The 20,427-nt window shown below is 59.5% G+C and carries 24 protein-coding genes; 9 read left to right on the top strand and 15 right to left on the bottom strand.

The features are described 5' to 3' along the window. The 5 genes from queA to secF form a co-directional block, all read left to right on the top strand. Window positions 1-998, top strand: a 998-nt coding sequence (queA, locus tag V7080_RS10525) for a tRNA preQ1(34) S-adenosylmethionine ribosyltransferase-isomerase QueA (protein WP_334188346.1), incomplete at its 5' end; no start/stop codon positions are given. A 7-nt stretch (window positions 999-1,005) separates the two neighbouring features. Beyond that, window positions 1,006-2,133 (top strand): tRNA guanosine(34) transglycosylase Tgt, encoded by a 1,128-nt coding sequence (tgt, locus tag V7080_RS10520; RefSeq protein ID WP_334188345.1) that lies wholly within the window; start codon window positions 1,006-1,008, stop codon window positions 2,131-2,133. A gap of 142 nt (window positions 2,134-2,275) precedes the next feature. Then, window positions 2,276-2,542, top strand: coding sequence for a preprotein translocase subunit YajC (yajC, locus tag V7080_RS10515; protein ID WP_334188349.1), 267 nt, complete (start codon window positions 2,276-2,278; stop codon window positions 2,540-2,542). A gap of 79 nt (window positions 2,543-2,621) precedes the next feature. Continuing rightward, window positions 2,622-4,484, top strand: coding sequence for a protein translocase subunit SecD (gene secD / locus V7080_RS10510; RefSeq protein ID WP_334188344.1), 1,863 nt, complete (start codon window positions 2,622-2,624; stop codon window positions 4,482-4,484). A 57-nt stretch (window positions 4,485-4,541) separates the two neighbouring features. Then, window positions 4,542-5,486, top strand: coding sequence for a protein translocase subunit SecF (gene secF, locus V7080_RS10505; RefSeq protein WP_334188343.1), 945 nt, complete (start codon window positions 4,542-4,544; stop codon window positions 5,484-5,486). Between the two features lie 69 nt (window positions 5,487-5,555). On the opposite strand, the gene V7080_RS10500 is transcribed toward secF, so the two are convergent. The 5 genes from V7080_RS10500 to purB all read right to left on the bottom strand — a co-directional run bounded on the left by V7080_RS10500 (window position 5,556) and on the right by purB (window position 9,509). Beyond that, window positions 5,556-6,002, bottom strand: a complete 447-nt coding sequence (locus tag V7080_RS10500) for a MarR family winged helix-turn-helix transcriptional regulator (RefSeq protein ID WP_334188342.1) — start codon at window positions 6,000-6,002, stop codon at window positions 5,556-5,558. A 65-nt stretch (window positions 6,003-6,067) separates the two neighbouring features. Further along, a complete protein-coding gene (locus tag V7080_RS10495; protein WP_334188341.1) occupies window positions 6,068-6,634 on the bottom strand; it encodes a YceI family protein in 567 nt (188 codons plus the stop codon). A gap of 57 nt (window positions 6,635-6,691) precedes the next feature. After that, window positions 6,692-7,255: a YceI family protein gene (locus V7080_RS10490; RefSeq protein WP_334188340.1), complete on the bottom strand. Its 564-nt coding sequence runs from the start codon at window positions 7,253-7,255 to the stop codon at window positions 6,692-6,694. A gap of 24 nt (window positions 7,256-7,279) precedes the next feature. Beyond that, window positions 7,280-7,837 (bottom strand): cytochrome b, encoded by a 558-nt coding sequence (locus tag V7080_RS10485; RefSeq protein WP_442947210.1) that lies wholly within the window; start codon window positions 7,835-7,837, stop codon window positions 7,280-7,282. A gap of 304 nt (window positions 7,838-8,141) precedes the next feature. Then, on the bottom strand, window positions 8,142-9,509 hold the full coding sequence (gene purB, locus V7080_RS10480) for an adenylosuccinate lyase (protein ID WP_334188339.1): 1,368 nt from the start codon (window positions 9,507-9,509) through the stop codon (window positions 8,142-8,144). A gap of 216 nt (window positions 9,510-9,725) precedes the next feature. Between purB and V7080_RS10475 the strand changes: the two genes are divergently transcribed. Continuing rightward, window positions 9,726-10,334: a glutathione S-transferase family protein gene (locus tag V7080_RS10475; RefSeq protein ID WP_334188338.1), complete on the top strand. Its 609-nt coding sequence runs from the start codon at window positions 9,726-9,728 to the stop codon at window positions 10,332-10,334. Window positions 10,335-10,467: 133 nt separating this feature from the next. Here the strand turns inward: V7080_RS10475 and bfr are convergent, their stop codons facing one another. From bfr to V7080_RS10425, 10 genes are all read right to left on the bottom strand, one after another. Then, the gene (bfr, locus tag V7080_RS10470; RefSeq protein WP_334188337.1) at window positions 10,468-10,938 is read right to left on the bottom strand and encodes a bacterioferritin; all 471 of its coding nucleotides are present in this window, start codon (window positions 10,936-10,938) and stop codon (window positions 10,468-10,470) included. Window positions 10,939-11,192: 254 nt separating this feature from the next. After that, entirely contained in the window at window positions 11,193-11,417 is a 225-nt protein-coding gene (locus tag V7080_RS10465) for a hypothetical protein (RefSeq protein ID WP_334188336.1), read from the bottom strand. 4 nt (window positions 11,418-11,421) lie between these two features. After that, the gene (locus V7080_RS10460) at window positions 11,422-11,838 is read right to left on the bottom strand and encodes an ExbD/TolR family protein (RefSeq protein WP_334188335.1); all 417 of its coding nucleotides are present in this window, start codon (window positions 11,836-11,838) and stop codon (window positions 11,422-11,424) included. Beyond that, on the bottom strand, window positions 11,838-12,569 hold the full coding sequence (locus V7080_RS10455; RefSeq protein ID WP_334188334.1) for a MotA/TolQ/ExbB proton channel family protein: 732 nt from the start codon (window positions 12,567-12,569) through the stop codon (window positions 11,838-11,840). The genes V7080_RS10460 and V7080_RS10455 overlap by 1 nt, the downstream gene beginning before the upstream one ends. A 9-nt stretch (window positions 12,570-12,578) precedes the next feature. Beyond that, window positions 12,579-13,334, bottom strand: coding sequence for an energy transducer TonB (locus tag V7080_RS10450; protein ID WP_334188333.1), 756 nt, complete (start codon window positions 13,332-13,334; stop codon window positions 12,579-12,581). A gap of 7 nt (window positions 13,335-13,341) precedes the next feature. Next, entirely contained in the window at window positions 13,342-13,557 is a 216-nt protein-coding gene (locus V7080_RS10445; protein ID WP_334188332.1) for a (2Fe-2S)-binding protein, read from the bottom strand. Window positions 13,558-13,661: 104 nt separating this feature from the next. Beyond that, complete coding sequence (locus V7080_RS10440) at window positions 13,662-13,982, bottom strand: hypothetical protein (RefSeq protein ID WP_334188331.1); 321 nt, start codon at window positions 13,980-13,982, stop codon at window positions 13,662-13,664. A 114-nt stretch (window positions 13,983-14,096) separates the two neighbouring features. After that, window positions 14,097-14,288 carry a hemin uptake protein HemP gene (hemP, locus tag V7080_RS10435; protein WP_334188330.1) on the bottom strand — a complete coding sequence of 64 codons (192 nt, stop codon included), beginning with the start codon at window positions 14,286-14,288 and terminating at the stop codon, window positions 14,097-14,099. A 334-nt stretch (window positions 14,289-14,622) separates the two neighbouring features. Then, window positions 14,623-15,735, bottom strand: coding sequence for a tRNA 2-thiouridine(34) synthase MnmA (mnmA, locus tag V7080_RS10430; protein WP_334188347.1), 1,113 nt, complete (start codon window positions 15,733-15,735; stop codon window positions 14,623-14,625). Then, entirely contained in the window at window positions 15,735-16,250 is a 516-nt protein-coding gene (locus V7080_RS10425) for an NUDIX hydrolase (protein ID WP_334188329.1), read from the bottom strand. The genes mnmA and V7080_RS10425 overlap by 1 nt, the downstream gene beginning before the upstream one ends. Before the next feature lie 502 nt (window positions 16,251-16,752). Between V7080_RS10425 and panD the strand changes: the two genes are divergently transcribed. The 3 genes from panD (at window position 16,753) to pntB (ending at window position 20,252) form a co-directional block, all read left to right on the top strand. Next, window positions 16,753-17,112, top strand: coding sequence for an aspartate 1-decarboxylase (panD, locus tag V7080_RS10420; RefSeq protein ID WP_334188328.1), 360 nt, complete (start codon window positions 16,753-16,755; stop codon window positions 17,110-17,112). A 123-nt stretch (window positions 17,113-17,235) separates the two neighbouring features. After that, window positions 17,236-18,819 carry a Re/Si-specific NAD(P)(+) transhydrogenase subunit alpha gene (locus tag V7080_RS10415; RefSeq protein WP_334188327.1) on the top strand — a complete coding sequence of 528 codons (1,584 nt, stop codon included), beginning with the start codon at window positions 17,236-17,238 and terminating at the stop codon, window positions 18,817-18,819. Window positions 18,820-18,830: 11 nt separating this feature from the next. Next, window positions 18,831-20,252 (top strand): Re/Si-specific NAD(P)(+) transhydrogenase subunit beta, encoded by a 1,422-nt coding sequence (pntB, locus tag V7080_RS10410; protein ID WP_334188326.1) that lies wholly within the window; start codon window positions 18,831-18,833, stop codon window positions 20,250-20,252. The last annotated feature ends 175 nt before the right edge of the window (window positions 20,253-20,427 follow it).

Here is a 20,427-nt window from a genome sequence, read left to right as displayed (position 1 = left end):
CCCCGCTCGCCGAGCGCAGCGCATCGCGTCTGCTGCACGTTGACGGCGATGCGCTGCACGACCGTGCGTTCACCGATATCGTCGACCTGGTGGCGCCCGGCGACCTGCTGGTATTCAACGATACCCGGGTGCTGAAAGCGCGATTCTTCGGCGTCAAGGCCAGCGGCGGCAAGGTCGAGGTGCTGGTTGAACGGGTGCTGGACCAGCGTACCGTCCATGCACAGGTCCGGGCATCCAAATCGCCGCCGCCCGGCAGCACCATGCGGCTGGCGGATGCATTCGACGTCGAGGTAGGCGAGCGCGCAGGCGAGTTCTACACCCTGCGCTTTCCCGCCGACGTATTCGACCTGATCGAACAGCATGGCCGGCTGCCGCTGCCGCCATATATCGATCATGCCGCCGACGCCTTCGACGAACAGCGTTATCAAACGGTCTATGCCAGCCAGCCCGGCGCGGTCGCCGCCCCCACTGCGGGTTTGCATTTCGACCAGCCGCTGCTGGACCGGCTGCGAGACAAGGGCGCGCGGATCGCTTTCGTGACGCTGCATGTCGGCGCCGGTACCTTCCAGCCGGTGCGCACCGAGAATCTCGCGGAACACAAGATGCATAGCGAGTGGTACACCATTCCGCAGGCGACGGCCGATGCCGTTCGCGAAGTCAAGGCTGCGGGCGGCAACGTGATCGCGGTGGGCACCACCAGCTTGCGGGCATTGGAATCGGCATCGCAATCGGGCGCCCTCCAGCCGGGCAGCGCCGACACTGCGCTCTTTATCACGCCGGGATATCAATTCAGGACGGTGACGCGGCTGATCACCAATTTCCATCTGCCGAAATCCACCTTGCTGATGCTGGTATCGGCGTTTGCCGGCTACCGGCAGATCCGCGCCGCCTATGCGCATGCGATAGCAAACCATTACCGATTCTTCAGCTATGGCGATGCCATGCTGTTAACCTATTCAGAACGGCATGCCGAAACGCCCGGCGCCGTCCCGCAATGAACCACCGATGCTAAATTACACACTTCTCAAAACCGACGGCCATGCTCGTCGAGGCCGCCTGACCCTCAACCACGGCGTGATCGAAACGCCGATCTTCATGCCGGTCGGTACCTACGGTACGGTCAAGGCCATGTCACCGCTCGAGCTGAACGAGATCAACGCCCAGATCATTCTCGGCAATACCTTTCACCTATGGCTGCGTCCCGGCCTGGACGTGATGGCGAAGTTCGGCGGACTGCACAAATTCATGGGCTGGGACAAGCCCATCCTCACCGATTCCGGCGGCTTCCAGGTGTTTTCGCTGGGCGCGATGCGCAAGATCACCGAGGAAGGCGTGAAATTCGCCTCCCCGATCAATGGCGATAAACTGTTCCTGTCGCCGGAGATCTCGATGCAGATCCAGCGCGTACTCAATTCCGACATCGTGATGCAGTTCGACGAATGCACGCCCTATGAGATCGACGGCAGGCCGGCGACCGAAGAGGAGGCGGCGCGGTCGATGCGGATGTCGCTGCGCTGGGCGAAGCGCTCGCGTAATGAATTCGACAGAGAAGAAAACCCGAATGCGCTGTTCGGCATCGTGCAGGGCGGCATGTTCGAGCGGCTGCGCGACGAGTCGCTCGCCGGCCTGCAGGAAGTCGGCTTTGACGGCATCGCCATTGGCGGCCTCTCGGTCGGCGAGCCGAAGGAAGACATGATGCGCGTGCTGGAACATGTCGGCCCAAGGCTGCCCGCCGACAAGCCGCATTACCTGATGGGCGTGGGCACGCCGGAGGACCTGGTCGCCGGCGTCGCGACCGGGATCGACATGTTCGATTGCGTCATGCCGACGCGGAATGCCCGCAACGGCTGGCTGTTCACCCGGTTTGGCGATATCAAGATCAAGAATTCCCGCTATAAAGATGAGGAAAAACCGCTGGACGAGACCTGCGGTTGTTATGCATGCCGCAATTTTTCACGAGCCTATCTCTATCATCTGCATCGCGCCGGCGAGATATTGGGAGCCCGCCTCAATACCATTCACAACCTGCATTACTACCTCGACCTGATGCGGCAGATGCGGGAGGCGATCGAAGCGGGGCGTTTTCAGGCATTCGTGTTGCAATTCCGGACAGACCGCAGCCGGGGTGCCTGACTGCCCGGGGGAAAGGGAGTAGTGGTAAAGAAACGGATGTCCCGATGTAGAATGACGGGTTATTTAAATCAACGATCTGGAGTCAAACGTGTTCATATCCAACGCCTATGCACAATCCGCCGCCGGAGCGGAAGGCAGCCTGATGAGTTTCCTGCCCATCGTCCTGATGTTCGTGGTGCTGTATTTCCTGATGATCCGTCCGCAGATGAAGCGTCAGAAAGAACAGAAGGCCATGATGGATGCGCTGGCAAAGGGCGACGAAGTCGTTACCGCGGGCGGCATACTCGGCCGGGTCACCAAGGTCACCGACGCCTATGTCACATTGGAAATCGCCAACGGCACCGAAGTCGTGATCCAGAAAATCGCCGTCGCAACCCTGTTGCCAAAAGGCACAATCAAGGCGCTGTAATACCAGTCCGCCTGCCTGCTCAATATCAAAGCTGCAATCCATTTGCATACCTTGATGCCGCACTGAACGCTGAATCACTATGAACCGCTATCCCCTCTGGAAATACATCATCATCGTTATCGCGCTGCTGTTCGGCGTGCTCTATACGGTGCCCAACTTCTTCGGCGAATCGCCGGCGGTACAAATCAGCAGCGCCAAGGCGACCGTGAAGGTGGACAATTCCACCATGTCGCAGGTCGAGTCGATCCTGTCGAAGGCCGGCATCAAGCCTGAAAGCGTGTATTACGAAGCCGCCGGCACCCAGGGCTCGGTACGTGCGCGTTTTGCAAGCACCGATGAGCAGTTCAAGGCCAAGGCCCTGCTGGAAAAAGAGCTCAACCCGGACGCAGCCGATCCGACCTACACCGTCGCCTTCAACCTGGTGCCGAACACGCCGCAATGGCTGCAAAGCCTGCATGCCTTCCCGATGTATCTCGGCCTCGACCTGCGCGGCGGTGTGCACTTCCTGATGCAGGTCGACACCAGGGCGGTCGCCAACAAGCGCATGCAGGGCCTGCAAGCCAGCGTCCGGTCCCAATTGCGTGAAGAGAATGTCCGGCATGCCGGCATCAGCCGCAACGGCGATGCGATCGAAATCCGCTTCCGCGATGCTGCCACCCGTGACGCCGCCCGCAAGGTGCTGGCCTCGCAGATGGGGGAACTGCAACTGCAGGATGCGGCCGAGGGCGCCGACCTGAAACTGGTTGCCACCTTCAATCCGGATGCCCTCAAGCGCACCACCGAAGAAGCGGTGCAGCAGAACATCAGCACCTTGTCCAAGCGCGTGAACGAACTCGGCGTCGCCGAGCCGATCATCCAGCGCCAGGGGGCCGACCGCATCGTCGTCCAGTTGCCGGGCGTGCAGGATGTGTCGCGCGCCAAGGACATCATCGGGCGCACCGCCACGCTGGAAGTGCGCATGGTCGACGAATCGGTGGCGCGCGGCACCGAAGAAACAGCCGCGGTGCCGTTTGGCTCCGAGCTGTTCAAGGTCGGCAAGGGCGCGCCGGTCGTGCTGTACAAGGACCCGATCATCACCGGCGATTACATCTCCAGCGCTTCCGCCAGCTTCGACCAGAACCAGCAGCCATCGGTCAGCATCGACCTGAACGGCGACGGCGGACGCCGCATGCGGGAAGCCACCCGAAGCAAGATCGGCAAGCTGATGGCGATCGTGCTGTTCGAGAAGAACAAGGGCGAGGTGCTGACGGTCGCCACCATCCGGGACGAACTGGGATCGCGCTTCCAGATCACCGGCATGGGGTCCTCGGAAGCCGCCAACGACCTCGCGCTGCTGCTGCGCGCGGGATCGCTGGCCGCGCCGATGGAAATCATCGAAGAGCGCACTATCGGCCCGCAGCTCGGTGCCGACAACATCCAGAAAGGCTTCAATTCGACGCTCTACGGCTTTGCCGCCATCGCGGTATTCATGGTCATCTACTACCACCTGTTCGGCTTCTTCAGCGTGTTCGCCCTCGCGGTCAACCTGCTGCTGCTGATCGCGGTGCTGTCGACGCTGCAGGCCACGCTGACCTTGCCCGGCATGGCGGCGATCGCCTTCACGCTTGGCATGGCGATCGATGCGAACGTGCTGATCAACGAACGAATACGGGAAGAGCTGCGGGCTGGCAATTCGCCCCAGGCAGCGATCGCAGCCGGCTTTGACCGCGCCTGGGCAACCATTCTCGATTCCAACGTCACCACCATGATCGCCGGCCTTGCCCTGCTGATCTTCGGTTCTGGCGCGATTCGCGGCTTCGCCGTCGTGCATTGCCTCGGCATCCTCACCTCGATTTTCTCCGCCGTGTTCGTTTCCCGCGGCATTGCGAATCTCTGGTATGGCCGCAAGAAGAAGCTGGCAAGCATATCCATCGGCCAGATCTGGAAGCCGGGACAGACCTGATTGACGACATAACTGTTCCTCTCCTGTCGAGGAGAGGCAACATACAAAGGATTGAGCATGGAGTTTTTCCGCATTAAAAAAGATATACCGTTCATGCGCCACGCATTGATATTCAATGTGATTTCGGCGCTGACCTTCGTGGCAGCGGTATTTTTCCTGTTTTATAAGGGCCTGCACCTGTCCATCGAATTCACCGGCGGCACGGTCGTTGAAGTGACGTACCAGCAGCCCGCCGACCTCGAAAAGGTTCGCAAGACCATTGAAGGGCTGGGATACGCCGAATTCCAGGTGCAGAGCTTCGGTACGGCGCAGGACGTGATGATCCGCCTGCCGGCGCAAAAAGGTGTCGACGCCAGCCAGCAGAGCGAGAAAGTGCTGGGCGCACTGAAGAGCCAGGACGCGGGGGTGCAGTTGCAGCGGGTCGAATTCGTCGGACCGCAGGTCGGCGACGAGCTCGCGCAGGACGGCCTGCTGGCGCTGGCCATGGTGGTGATCGGAATCATGATTTACCTGGCGTTCCGCTTCGAATGGAAATTCGCCGTTGCCGCGATCATCGCGAACTTGCACGATGTGGTGATCATCCTCGGCTTCTTCGCCTTCTTCCAGTGGGAGTTTTCACTGACCGTATTGGCCGCGATCCTGGCGGTGCTTGGCTATTCGGTCAATGAATCGGTGGTGGTGTTCGACCGGGTGCGCGAAACCTTCCTCGACCGCCGCAACGGCAGGATGTCGACCGCCGATGTGATGAACCATGCGATCACCAGCACGATTTCCCGTACCATCATCACGCACGGTTCGACCGAAGCCATGGTGTTGTCCATGCTGCTGTTCGGCGGCGCGACGCTACATTACTTCGCGATTGCGCTGACCATCGGCATCCTGTTCGGCATCTATTCGTCGGTGTTCGTTGCCGCAGCCGTTGCGATGTGGCTGGGCGTCAAGCGCGAGGACCTGATCAAGCCGGTGAAAGAAAAGGACGAAACCGACGGCGCCGTGGTCTGACGCCGCAGATCAAAAAAAGCCAGTCTGCGGACTGGCTTTTTTTATGGATGGAAGATGCACTGCGGATTGTCAGTTGTCGTCCGCCGCGATGCCTGCCTGCAAATGCATCTTCAGCTTGGTCAATTCTCTTTCAAGCGATGCGTAGTCCGCTTCCCCGTAGGCGGAAAACGACTTTTTGCAGAACTGGACATGCGGTGCGAACACCCGCTCGAATTCGCGCACGCCCTTCGCCGTCAGGCGGACAATAGTGCTGCGCCTGTCCTCCGACCGCGTCACCCGTTTCACTAGTGCCTTGTCTTCCAGGCGGTCGACGACGCCGGTCAGGGTTCCCTTGGTAATCAGGGTTTTCTCGCCCAATTCCTTGAACGACATGCCTTCCGTATTGCCCAGCGTGGCGATGATGTCGAACTGCGCCGGCGTCAGGTTCAGGGAGCGGACATGGGAACCCGATATGTGCTCGAACGCCTGGTAACACTCCGCCAGAAGCCGGATGCTGCGTAGATATCGTTCTTTCATGTCACTGGAGGGAAGGGGAAAAGGGAAGGCCGGCAACGCCATGCCGGCCAGATTGCTGATCGTGGTCAGTCGGCCTTGAGTGCCTCGACCTGAATCGCGAGCTTCACTTCAGGTGCAAAACGCGGCGTACCGTAATTCAAGCCGAAATCGGTACGCTTGAACTCGCCGGACGCATCCGCGCCGCATACTTCGCGCTTGAGCATCGGATGCTCGATGCACTTGAATTTGTTGATCGTCAGCGTCACCGGCTTGGTCACGCCGAGCATGGTCAGATCGCCTTCGACCGCAACCGGTTGATCGCCGTTGAACTTGATTGACTTGCCCTTGTAGGTAATCGTCGGGAATTGTTCGACGTTGAACATATCCTTCGACTTCGCATGATCGTTCATCTTCAGATGGCCGAAGTCGATCGAGTTGGCATCAATCGCAATGTCCATGGTGCCGGTCTTTGCCGCGCGGTCGAGCATGATCGTGCCGCTGGTCTTGGTGAACTTGCCGCGCCATACCGAGATGCCCAGGTGATCAGCCTCGAAGCTCGGATAGGTGTGGTTCGGCTCGATGTTGTAGGTCTGCGCGAATGCCGAGGTGGCGCCTGCGGCGAGAAGAATGGCGATAAGGCGTTTCAATTGCATGTTGATTTCTCCGGATGAAAGATGGATACGGCGTTTTGAACGTTGATGCTGATGCTTTTATTGTGATGCGACGACACGAAACTTGATCAGGACTTCATCTGCCACCATGCTGGTGTCCTTCCATTCGCCCTCGCCGATGTTGTAGGTCAATCGCTTGATCGGCAGGCTGCCCTCGAATACCTGGGCATTTCCCTCTTTTTTCACGGTCAGCGGAAAGCTGACATCGGCGGTTTTGCCCTTGATGGTCAATCTTCCCGCGACATCGAATTTCCCGGCGGCGCCGGGCTTGAGTGTGCTGGACACAAAGGTCGCCTTCGGGTACTGCGCGGTATTGAACCATTCCTTTTTCTGTACTTCCTTGTTGTATTCCGGATCGCCGAGGTCGAGGCTGGTTGTATCGATCTCGATGCTCGCCTTCGATGCTTCCGGCTTCGCGGCATCGAAGTCGATCTGCGCCGTGAACTTCTTGAACTTCGCCTCCACCGGGACGTTCATCTGCTTGAAGACGGCGGCGACATTGCTCTTCGCCGGATCGGTCTTGAGCATGACTGCGGCAGCCGGAAGGGCCAGCATCATGGCGAGGATCGCCGCACTTCGGCGCAGGGATAGGTGTTGAAGCATTGAAAATCCTTTCATGGAAAGCCGTCAGGGCAGCATGCGCTTGAAAATGCCGTCCCGATCGATGAATTGATGCTTGAGCGCGGCGGCCAGGTGAAGGAGGACGCTGCCAAGCAGTACGACGTTGAGCCAGTAGTGAACTTCCTTGAGCAGTGCCTTCAGCTCGGGATCGGGCGCGATCAGAACCGGCAGCGGAACGATGCCGAGATACACCACCGGGACGCCCGCCGCAAGACTGTAGAAATAGCCGGACAGCGGTACGGCGAACATCAGCACATACAGCAAGCCGTGCAGGCTATGCGCCGCGCCTTGCTGCCAGACGGGCATGTTGTCGGGATACGCCGGTGCCGCATGTGTCAGGCGCCACAGGAGTCGCAGGCAGGCGAGCGTCAGCACCGTGACGCCCAGCCATTTGTGCCATGAAAAATATTTCAGCTTGGTCGGTGTGATACCGGGGATATCGACCATGGTCACCCCAAGGGCAAACGCGGAGACGATCAGCAGGGCGACCAGCCAATGAGAGAAAATCGCCACTTTGGTGTAGCGGCGCGTGTCCATCCTGGCGGGCATAACGGCAGTACTCATCGGCTTTCATCCTTCCTTGCACCGCGTCCCGCGCACTGATGCATCGATTGCATCATGATGCGGCATGCCGGAGTCAATTAGTTCAAACTAGGACTAATATAGCAAAAAGCCGGATTCGCTGTCGGCAGCCCGACAAGCGGTTGCGGTGCGGGAGTAAAAGGATGAAGAAAGCCCGGATCGCGACGCGGTTGCAAGCGTTTCAGGTTCCGGGCATGGCCAAAACCGCACGAGATCGGCGGTTCGTGCCTTGCCCGGAAAGGTGTGGCGATGTTGATGCGACAGGCCGTCGTACCGGCATCAATGGCTACACAGCCTGCGCCAGTTTCGCCGCATGGCCGATGTAGTTGGCGGGTGTCATTGCGAGCAGATGTGCTTTTGCTTCATCCGGAATGGCGAGGCCATTGATGAAGTCGCGCAGCGCTTCGCGGGAAATTCCCTTGCCGCGCGTGAGTTCCTTCAACTGTTCGTATGGGTTCTCGATGCCGTAACGGCGCATCACCGTTTGCACCGGTTCCGCCAGCACTTCCCAGGTCGCGTCCAGGTCCTCCGCGAGGCGCGCCGGGTTGACTTCCAGCTTGTTCAGGCCGCGCAGGCAGCTGTCGTAGGCAAGCACGGCATAGCCGAATGCGACGCCGATATTGCGCAGCACCGTCGAATCCGTCAGGTCGCGCTGCCAGCGTGATACCGGCAGCTTCTCAGATAAATGCTTCAGGAGCGCGTTGGCCAAACCCAGATTGCCTTCCGAATTCTCGAAATCGATCGGATTGACCTTGTGCGGCATGGTCGAGGATCCGATCTCGCCGGCCTTGGTGCGCTGCTTGAAATAGCCGAGGGAGATATAACCCCAGATATCCCGGTTCAGGTCGAGCAGGATGGTATTGGTGCGGGCCACCGCGTCGAACAGTTCCGCCATGTAGTCGTGTGGCTCGATCTGGATGGTGTAGGGATTGAAGGTCAATCCCAGTCGCTGCTCGATCACGTTCTTCGAGAAGCCCTCCCAGTCGAACGAAGGATAGGCTGACAGATGCGCATTGTAATTGCCGACGGCGCCGTTCATCTTGCCGAGGATTTCCACCTGCGCGATCCGCTGTTCGGCGCGCTTGAGGCGTGCCACCACATTCGCGATTTCCTTGCCGAGCGTGGTCGGGCTGGCCGGCTGCCCGTGAGTGCGGGACAGCATCGGCAACTCGGCATTGGCATGCGCAAGCTCGGTCAGCTTGGCGATGACCGCCTGCAGCGACGGCAGCAGCACATCGTTGCGCGCCGCCTTCAGCATCATGCCGTGGGAGGTGTTGTTGATATCCTCCGAGGTGCAGGCGAAGTGAATGAACTCGGATGCCGCGACCAGTTCCGGCACGTCCTTCACTTTTTCCTTCAGCCAGTATTCGACAGCTTTCACGTCATGATTGGTCACCGCTTCGATGTCCTTGATGCGTTGTGCATCGGCTTCGGTGAAGTCCGCGGCGAGGCGATCGAGCAGGGACCTGGCATTCGCCGAAAACGGCTTGATCTCCGAAAAGCCCGCTTCCGACAATGCCTGCAGCCAGGCGATTTCCACTTTCACGCGATGATGCATGAAACCGGATTCGGAAAGGAGTGGTCGCAGATTGTCGGTTTTGCCTGCGTAGCGGCCGTCGAGCGGGGAAAGGGCGGAAAGAGAGGAAAGCGGCATGATCGTTGATGAAAAGTGGCGGGATGCGATAAAAATTGAGGGAAACCGGGGCATGTGTTCGCACGGCACCAGCTGCGGAACAGGCGCAATCCGGCATTTTACCACCCGTGATTTCGTGGAAAATCGGGTACACAATCCGTGCCGGAATCGATGCAGGGCCGAAAATGTGCGCTGCCTCAATGCTATAATCGCCACCAATCCATACCCTGTCCATCTATGAAACTCATCGGTTCCATCGCCAGCCCGTATGTACGAAAAGTCCGCGTTGTCATGGCGGAAAAGAAGCTCGATTATGAGCTCGTGTTGGAAGATGTATGGGCATCCGACACCAAGATTCACCTTTCCAATCCGCTCGGCAAAGTGCCCTGCCTGATCATGGAAGACAGTGGCGCGATGTTCGATTCACGCGTCATTGTCGAATACCTCGATACCCTGACCCCGGTGGGAAAACTGATTCCCCCCAACGGCCGTGAACGGGCCGAAGTCAAATGCTGGGAGGCGCTTGCCGATGGCGTACTGGATGCAGCCATCCTGGTGCGCCTGGAAAAGACCAAGCGCAGCGAATCGCAGCAGAGCGAAGACTGGATCAAGCGGCAGATGGATAAGGTGCATGCCGGCCTGAAAGCGATGTCGAGCGGTTTGAAGGACACGCCCTTCTGCACCGGAAATCACTATACGCTGGCCGATGTGGCGGTCGGTTGCGCGTTGGGTTGGCTATCGTTCCGCTTCCCGGAAATCGATTGGTGCACCGACTATCCGAATCTCGCCAAGCTGTTCGACAAGCTGTCGGAACGGCCTTCGTTCAAGGACACGGTTCCCGGATAGCTAGGCCGCAGAAGGGCTCTCGCTTTAACCCATCATGTGAAAATGCCGTCAGACCGATTTGTCTGACGGCATTTTTATTTGTTTCCTCTTGTTCCGGTGCCTGCTGGCGGGAGGCGGGGGTGCAATATGGAAATTATTCGTCCATCTGGGATTGCAGGTAATTCTGCAGCCCGATCTTGGTGATCAGGTCGAGTTGGGTTTCAAGCCATTCGATATGCTCTTCCGTGTCTTCCAGGATCTCGCGCAACAGTTCGCGCGACACATAGTCTCCGGCCGCTTCGCAGGCGGCAATGCCATCCTTCACGGTTTGCTGCGAGGCGCGTTCCAGGTCGAGGTCCGCCTGCAGCATTTCGGGCGTCGCCTCGCCGATCATCAGCTTGTTCAATGCCTGCAAATTAGGCAATCCATCCAGCATCAGGATGCGGTTGATCAACTTGTCGGCATGCTTCATTTCGCCGATGGATTCGTCGTATTCCTTTTTGCCCAGTCGTTCAAATCCCCAGTGCCGGTACATGCGTGCATGCAGGAAGTACTGGTTGATGGCGGTGAGTTCGTTGGTCAACTGGGTGTTCAGGAACTTGATGACGGTAGGATCGCCCTTCATGGAAACCTCTTTGCGGAATGGGGAAGATGTGCCGGCGGAATTCTGCGGCTTGGTATGGTCAGGATGATACCGCAATCAACACGTCATGCGATGGAATCGTTCCGCCAAACCCGACGGTGACCTGCGAGATGCGGTCACGCCGCAGCCCGCATGAAAGGGCAAGGATTCGTCACGATAGGACTGCCGGCGTTGCTTTCAGAACAGCGGTTTTCCCGGCAGCAAGATGATCGCAATGTATTTCCTGATGTGCCGCCTCAAACCACGTCAATCGATTGCCAGACCTTGCCGAGCTCTCTGCAGGTGTCGCGCAATTCACTCGAAACGATGGGTGACGTTGCCAGCGCGCGCAAATGCTCGACGACGGCCTGCGTCCGTCGCAAGGTCAATCCTTCCACGGCGGAATGGCTCATCGATTGCAGTACGACAGCCAGTGCCATCTGCACGTCCAGGCGACGGTCGAGTGACATGGTCTGGTCCATGCCGTTATTTTTTCTCGGGGTCGGTCACGAAGCCGATTTTCTCCAGGCCGCCGGCCTGCGCGGCCGCCATGACCTGCGCCACTTTTTCATATTGCGTCGTACGCTCTGCGCGAAGGTGCAGCTCAGGCTGCGGCGATTTCTTTGCCGCTTCCTCGATGCGTGTCTGCAACTGCGCCAGATCCACCACTTCGGTATTCCAGAACAGCTTGCCTTCGGCGTCGATCGCCAGATTGATGTTATCCGGCTTGATGTCGTTGGGCTGGCTGCTTGCACGCGGCAGATCGATCTTCACGCCGTGATTCATCACCGGGATCGTGATGATGAAGATGATCAGCAGCACCAGCATGACGTCGACCAGAGGCGTCGTATTGATTTCCGGATTGAAGTCGTCTTCGGAATCCGACAAGGAACCCATCGCCATCATGCACCCCGGATCGCAAACAATTTGGCGCCAGTCGCGGCATCGGCATCGCTGCTCTGCTCGGCGCGGGCGCCGGTAACGAACAATGCATGCAAGTCGAAACCGAACTTGTTGACACGCGCGAGCAGCGATTTATTGCCGCGCACCAGTGCGTTGTAGCCGAATGCAGCGGGGATCGCCACGGCAAGCCCGAGCGCGGTCATGATGAGCGCTTCACCCACCGGACCGGCAACTTTTTCGATGCCGGCCTGGCCGGAAGTGCCGATGGCGACGAGTGCATGGTAAATACCCCATACGGTGCCGAACAGGCCGACAAACGGCGCGCTCGACGCCACCGATGCCAGCACGGCCATGCCGGACTGCAGCTCGGCCGACGCTTCATCGATCGCCTGCCGCAACGACAGCGTGATCCAGTCGCTGACCGACAATTGATCGTGCAAATGCCCCTTGTGCGCGGTGTGATGGCGCATCGCGCCGACGCCCGCCTGCGCGACGTCGGCGAACGGGTTGTTCTTGCCGAGAGTGGCCAGTCCTTCGGGAAGGCTGGTCGTATCCCAGAATGCATGTCCGGCGGCCTGTCCTGCACGACGGTAGCGCCAAAGCTGCAGTGCCTTAGTCACGATGACATACCAGGATGCGATCGACATGACCAGCAGCATGATGGCCACGCCCTTGGTGACCCAATCGCCCTGCATCCATAAGCTTTCCAGTCCGTACGGGCTGTGTTCCATGTTGTTTCCTTAACTTGCTATTTGAAAATTGATTGGCACGATGGCGTAGGCCGCCACCGGCTTGCCGTCTTCCATGAAGGGCTTGAATAACGCCCGGGCCACTGCCTGCCGAGCCGCTTCGTCGAGGAGGGCGGAACCGGTGGATTTCTGCAGTTCGATCTTTTCCGGCCGGCCCTTGTCGTTGACCAGCACGCGCAATATCGCCTTGCCTTCCTCGCCCATGCGTTTGGCCAGCGGCGGATATTCGGGCTGCGGCGCCTGCAGGTACTGGATGCCGGACGTTACTGTTCTCGGCTGGGCAGGCACCGGTGTGGGAGCAGGGGCCGCCGGCATCGGCGCTGAAGGTGCCGCGGCAGCGGGTGGTGCCGGTTCCGGCGGCGCGGCTGCTGTCTGCGTGGAAGGTACGGGCTCCTCGACGGCTGCCGGCACCCTGGTCGGTGTTTCCGTTTTCTTGGGTATGCGCTTCACCTTCTTCGGCGCCGGTTGCGGCTTCACCGGTTCAGGCGGAACGGGACGCGGCTGTTCGGCAACCGGCTTAGGCACGGGCTCGGGCGGCAGGGCCGGCGCAGGGGCAGGAGCCGGCGTGATGAACGTTGCCATGATCTCCCTGGGGGCCGATGGACTCGGCTGCGGTTTCGAAGGTGCTTGCAGGATGTACAGCAGGCCTGCATGGGCGAGAATGATCGCGCCCAGCGGGCCAACCCGATTGAGCGATAAGCGTGGTTGCGAGTATGCGCTGCCGGCCGGCAGGAACGCGGTGTTCATGCGATTCTCAGGCAGCCATCGGATGGAAGATCATGGGTTGGGATTCGAGCTGCCGTGCCTCGCTCACGCACTTGCGCAGCACCTCCTTGGCATGGGGATGGCATTTGCCGCAGCAGGTGCCGAGGCCAAGGTGTTCACGGATCTGCGGCATGCTGGTCATGCCTGCATCGACTGCCTGGCGGATTGTTCGATCGGAGATGTTGTTGCAGATGCAGACGATCATGCCAATACCTTGCTTTCCTGTTGATGATGTTCGGTAAATAAAACGTCACTGCTTTGTTTCTCCGGCACCGCATGCACGGTGCCGGAGAAATCGTTGTTCGTGCTTCAGACCGGCCTTGTCCCGACCGCGAGCCTTGAAAAAAACGCCATGCGCTGTGGCCGCGGCATGCTGCGCTCGACCACGGAAGCCCACTGGTCAGCCAGCTGGTGGCAGGTGGCCCGCAACACCGGTGCCAAATCGGGCAGGTCGGCCAAGGCCTTGAAATGGCGTTCGATCACTGCCGCGAGCTTGGTGCACTCGCTTGTTTCATGCAGGTTGGCGGTGTAGTGGGACATCAGGTGCAGAACGGCGGAAATCAGCAGTTCCGGTTGCGCCGGGGCGTTGTTCGGCTCAAGCAGAACGGGGTTCATCGTTTCGATAGCCATCAAATACTCCTTCGTCAGGTGTTCTGCTGGCTACCGCACATACTCTTCGCGGTTGGCTGGCCGGGGTGGTTGGGGGCGGCAGGATCGCGTAGTGCCTTCATGACTTCCAGGCCACTATGCAGTCAGGATCAGCTTGTTCAACTGGGTGAGCCGCAGGCGATAGATCCTGCCATGGTGCTCAATTTCGACTTCACGCATCTGGCGAAACAAGTCCTCGCTTTTGATGCGTACGACGGATGCCGGCAAATCCGAACCTGTGTCCAATTTGCCGACGGGCAGGTGTTTTTCCCGCGATTCTTCTGCCATGTCAGACTTTCTCGAGGATTTTTGTAAATGCGAATAGTTCGTATTTAGATTATTAATTATATTGATTCGGTTTGCAAGGGTTTTGTGTAGAGAGGAATCAAATGAAAGTTAAAACAACGCCGCTCCAGCGATGTGGTTCGCTGCGTGCCTTATGGAAAAGTGGTGCTAAAGCTGCGGCTGGGAAAGGGGCGGGCGGACGCGAACGGATCACGGCCGTCGCGGCGAGGCATCAACCCGATCCCGTGCATGCACGCGGCGGTCAAGCATTACGCTGGATGGATCGGTAACCACGCGGATTCAGAACGGCAGCGGGAGGCTGCCGGGAAGGGAGGGCCTATGCCGCGGCGTGATGGATGATGCCGCCGCCGAGGCACACATCGCCGTCATACAGCACCGCGGATTGCCCGGGAGTAACTGCCCACTGCGGTTCGGGAAAGTGCAATGACAGGTTATCGTGGATTTCGGCGGCGTCGCAGGCGACGTCCGCCTGGCGGTAGCGGGTTTTCGCATGCAGTCGCCCGGCGGGCGGCGGTTCGCCGGCGACCCAGCTCAGCTGGTTGGCAGTGAGCGAGGACGACAGCAGCCAGGGATGATCGTGTCCCTGCACCACGTACAGCGTATTGTTTTCGACGTCCTTACGCGCAACGTACCAGGCGTCGCTGCTGCCTTCCGCGTTCTGATACGACTTGATGCCGCCCAGGCCGATACCCTTGCGCTGGCCAAGCGTGTAGAAACTCAGGCCGACATGCGTGCCGACCGTGGTGCCGTCCGGTGTTTTCATCGGGCCCGGCTTGTAGGAGAGGTAACGGTTCAGGAAATCCCGGAAAGGGCGTTCGCCGATGAAGCAGATACCGGTGGAATCCTTTTTCTTCGCATTCGGCAGGCCGATGCGCTCGGCGATCTTGCGCACCTCGGTCTTCGGGATTTCGCCCAGAGGAAAGAGGGTTTTCGACAGCTGCGCCTGGTTGAGCCGATGCAGGAAGTAGCTCTGGTCCTTGCTGGCGTCGAGCGCCTTGAGCAATTCGAAGCGGCCGGCATTCGGACCGGAAGCCACTTCGCGCACCCGTGCATAGTGGCCGGTGGCGATCAGGTCGGCGCCGAGATGCATGGCATGATCGAGGAAGGCCTTGAATTTGATCTCGGCGTTGCACAGCACATCGGGATTCGGCGTGCGGCCGGCCTGGTATTCGCGCAGGAATTCGGCAAAGACCCGGTCCTTGTATTCGGACGCAAAATTGACGGCTTCGATATCGACGCCGACCACATCGGCGACGCTGGCCGCATCGATCCAGTCCTGGCGGGTCGAGCAGTATTCGGAATCGTCGTCATCTTCCCAATTCTTCATGAACAGGCCGATCACTTCATAGCCTTGTTCTTTCAGCAGCCACGCGGAGACCGACGAATCGACGCCGCCGGACATGCCGATGACGACTTTCTTCCTGCGTATCATTTCACAAGGGCCAGCGCCGGCGGGTCGGCCGGACGCAGCACGCCGATGGCATCCGGATGGGTGTACAAAAAGGACAGCGGTGCCCGCTTGCCGGCAAGGTAATCGTCGACACAACGCAATACCAGCGGACTGCGATGTTTTTCCTGGCAGGTCAGCATTTCCTCGCGCGTCATCCAGACGGTGCGCAGGATGCCGTAGTCGAGCGGCCGGTCATGGCTGGCGCCGAGTTCGCCGGCAAATGCAAACCGGAGATAGGTCACTTCCAGCCCGGTGCGCGAGGATAGATAGCGCGACATGTACAGCCCCACCAGTGCCGTCGGCGTGAAATCGACCGCCGCTTCTTCCAGCGTTTCACGTGTCACCGCCTGCTCCAGCGACTCGTTGGGATCGAGATGGCCGGCAGGCTGGTTGAAACGGATGCCATCGCTGGTTTCTTCTTCGACCAGCAGGAAGTGACCATCGCGCTCGACGATTGCCGCAACAGTGACAGAGGGTTTCCAAACGTCAGTCATAGTGTCCTCGAAAGTGGGCGCCATTTTAACCGCGGTTATCGCCCGGCTGCATTCTTCTTTGCATGCCATGCGGGTAAAACACGAATAATCTGCCGGATGAAGCCGGTTATGATTGATTTTCGCTAACTGGCATTAGCTGGTTGATCAGTCTTCGGTCAAAAACCTTGCTGAATGAAGGGCGTTGGGCTTTTTTGATCATGTTGCCAAATTATTTATGGCAAAGATGACAACCATGGCAATATGTCGCTCTCTAAATTAGTAGAAAACCATAAAAAAGAACGGTTGTGCTAATTTTGGTATTGCGTGTAACATCTGCGCACGATTTTTCAAAAAGACATGGAAAAAGCACATCAGGGCCGGCATCAGACGCGCCATTCGAGCGATTTCAGTCAGATGAGGCCGCCAGCCGGAATTTACAGCCCTGTCGTTTGCACTGTCCGTAACACCCGTTTTCGCCGCCTTTCGAGGTACGGCGGCTTGTTTTGCGCCATCAGGAGAAGAAATGCAACGCATCATGCTCAGGTCGAAAATCCACCGCGTGACGGTCACGCAGGCCGACCTGCACTATGAAGGTTCATGCGGCATCGACCAGAATCTGCTGGAAGCCGCCGACATCAAGGAGTTCGAGAAGATCGAGCTGTATAACATCAACAACGGCGAGCGGTTTTCCACCTATGCGATCAAGGGCAAGCGGGGCAGCGGCGAGATTTCCCTGAATGGCGCGGCGGCGCGGCGTGCGCATCTTGGCGACCTGTTGATCATCTGCACCTATGCACCGATGAACGAAACCGAAGTTGAAACCTATGTGCCGAAAATCGTCTTCGTCGATGAAAAGAATCAGATGACGGGATTGAAGAAGTAAGAACAAGAAGCAAACCAAGCAGGGACATGCGCTACGCTGTCCTGGTCCGATTCCGAAAGAGGCAGCAGGACGCCGGCCGGTTCTGCGAGATTGAAAATAGTTAAATAACCAAGAGGAAAGCGTATGCCGTTAATCATTGGAGTGCCAAAAGAAGTCTTTCCGGATGAAAAGCGTGTCGCGACCGTTCCCGACGTCGTGGAAAAGCTGATTAAGCTGGGTTTCTCGGTCGCCGTCGAAACCGGCGCCGGCGATGCCGCCAATTTCAGCGACGATACCTATCGCGCCGCCGGTGCGCAGGTCGTACCGGGTGCGGCGCAGCTGTGGGGCGGTTCCGATATCGTATTCAAGGTACGGCCGCCCACCATCGACGAAGTCGGCCTGATGCGGGAGGGCGGCACGCTGATCAGCTTCATCTGGCCTGCGCAAAATCCCGACCTGATGCAGCGGCTCGCGGCAAAAAGGGTCACCGTGCTGGCGATCGACGCGCTGCCGCGGACGCTTTCCCGGGCCCAGAAGATGGACGCATTGACGTCCCAGGCCGGCGTCGCCGGCTATCGTGCCGTCATCGAGGCAGCCAACGCATTCGGCCGTTTCTTTAACGGTCAAATTACCGCCGCAGGCAAGGTGCCGCCGGCCAAGGTATTTATCGCAGGCGCCGGCGTGGCCGGCCTGGCGGCAATCGGTACGGCAGCCGGCCTCGGCGCCATCGTGCGTGCCAATGACACCCGTGCCGAAGTGGCCGACCAGGTCGTGTCGTTGGGCGGTGAATTCGTCAAGGTCGACTATGAAGAGGAAGGCTCCGGCGGCGGCGGCTACGCCAAAGTGATGAGCGAAGGCTTCCAGCAAGCCCAGCGCGAGATGTATGCGAAGCAGGCCAGGGAGGTGGATATCATCATCACCACGGCGCTCATCCCGGGCAAACCCGCGCCCAGGCTGATCACGGCAGACATGGTGAAGAGCATGAAGCCGGGCAGCGTGATCGTCGACATGGCGGCCGAGCAGGGCGGCAATTGCGAATTGACCGAACCCGGACAAGCCGTGGTCAGGCATGGTGTAACCATCGTCGGCTACACCGACCTGGTCAGCCGCCTGGCGAAGCAGTCCTCCACGCTGTACGCGACCAACCTGTTCCGCCTCACCGAAGAGCTGTGCAAGACCAAGGACGGCATCATTGACGTCAATATGGAAGACGACGCCATACGCGGCCTGACGGTCATCAAGGATGGCAGCATCACCTGGCCGCCACCACCGCCGAAGGTGCCGGCCACACCGCCCGCCGCCGCCAAGCCGGCGGTCGTACAGGCCAAATCGCATGGCCATGGTGCGCCGAGCGCGCCAGCGTCCGGCACCAGCACCGCCATCATGTTCGGTGTCGCCGCTGCAGTGTTCTGGTTCATCGGTGCATTTGCACCGCCGGCCTTCCTCGGCCACTTCACGGTATTCGTCCTCGGCTGCTTCGTCGGTTACATGGTGGTGTGGAACGTCACTCCCGCATTGCATACGCCACTGATGAGCGTTACCAATGCGATCTCCAGCATCATCGCCATCGGCGCGCTGGTGCAGATCGCGCCGCCGCTTGCGGCCGGCGCTGAAAGGCCGGACGACTGGATTCGCTGGCTGGCGGTGATCGGCATTGTGCTCACCACGATTAACATGTTCGGCGGATTCGCCGTGACTCGCCGCATGCTGGCGATGTTCCGCAAATAAGGGAGCGCTCCATGTCTCAAAGTCTTACCGCAGTCGCCTATCTGGGCGCGACCATCCTCTTCATCCTGAGCCTGGGCGGCCTCTCCAATCCGGAGACCTCCCGCCGCGGCAACCTGTACGGCATGATCGGCATGACGATCGCCGTGCTGGCGACCGTGTTCGGCCCCTCCGTCACCGCCGCCGGCCTGCCGTGGATCATCGGCGCCATGCTGGTGGGCGCCGCCATCGGCCTGTACGCCGCCCGCACGGTGCAGATGACGCAGATGCCGGAACTGGTGGCATTGATGCACAGCCTGGTGGGCCTTGCCGCTACCCTCGTCGGTTACGCAAGCTACATCGATCCCGCCGCCTCCGCCAACTTCACCGGCCCTGAGAAGATCATCCATGAAGTGGAGATCTACATCGGCATCCTGATCGGTGCGGTGACGTTCTCCGGATCGATCATCGCCTTCGGCAAGCTGTCCGGCCGTATCGGCGGCAAGCCCCTGCTGCTGCCCGGCCGTCACCTCCTCAATCTCATCGGCCTGCTGGTCGTGCTCTATTTCGGCTACGTGTTCCTGCAGGCGCAAAGCATCGACGCAGGCATGACGCCGCTGATCGTCATGACGGTCATTGCCCTCCTGTTCGGCATTCACATGGTGATGGCGATCGGCGGCGCCGACATGCCGGTGGTGGTGTCGATGCTTAACAGCTATTCCGGCTGGGCCGCCGCAGCGACCGGCTTCATGCTGTCAAACGACCTCCTGATCGTCACCGGCGCGCTGGTCGGTTCGAGCGGCGCGATCCTGTCGTACATCATGTGCCGGGCGATGAACCGCAACTTCCTCAGCGTGATTGCCGGCGGCTTCGGCGGCGACGCAGCCAAGCCGAAAGCGGCGGGCGACGCAGCACAGCCGGAAGGCGAGGTAACTCCGGTGACGGCTGTCGAGACAGCCGAGATGCTGCGCGAAGCGAAGAATGTGATCATCGTGCCGGGTTACGGCATGGCGGTGGCGCAGGCGCAGCACACGGTGTATGAAATCACCAAGACGCTGCGCGAGAAGGGCGTCAACGTGCGCTTCGGCATTCACCCGGTTGCGGGACGGATGCCGGGACACATGAACGTGCTGCTGGCGGAAGCGAAGGTGCCTTATGACATCGTGATGGAAATGGACGAACTCAACGAAGACTTCCCGGACACCGATGTCGCCATCGTCATCGGCGCCAACGACATCGTCAACCCGGCCGCGCAGGATGATCCGAGCAGCCCGATCGCCGGCATGCCGGTGCTCGAAGTCTGGAAGGCGAAGACATCCATCGTCATGAAGCGCAGCATGGCCTCCGGCTATGCGGGGGTCGACAATCCGCTGTTCTACAAGGAAAACAACCGGATGCTGTTCGGCGATGCGAAGAAGATGCTGGACGAGGTGCTCGGCGCTTTGAAGGCTGGCTGAGACTGCATGCAGTTGAAAACCAAAAGCCGCGCATCGCGCGGCTTTTTCATTTCCCGGCCCGATCGCATTTGGCAGCTGCCGGCATGACGATGCATGCATCGCCGATGGTGTCTTTGGTAAACGGTTTTCCGTAAGGTTTCCTGACGAGAAGTCAGTCGAGCCGATATCCCGAACC

Origin of the sequence: Noviherbaspirillum sp. (assembly GCF_036846085.1) — a bacterium.
Classification (GTDB): Bacteria; Pseudomonadota; Gammaproteobacteria; order Burkholderiales; family Burkholderiaceae_D; genus Noviherbaspirillum.
Note: the sequence above shows the minus strand (reverse complement) of the source record. Positions and strands in the feature narration are given on the sequence as shown.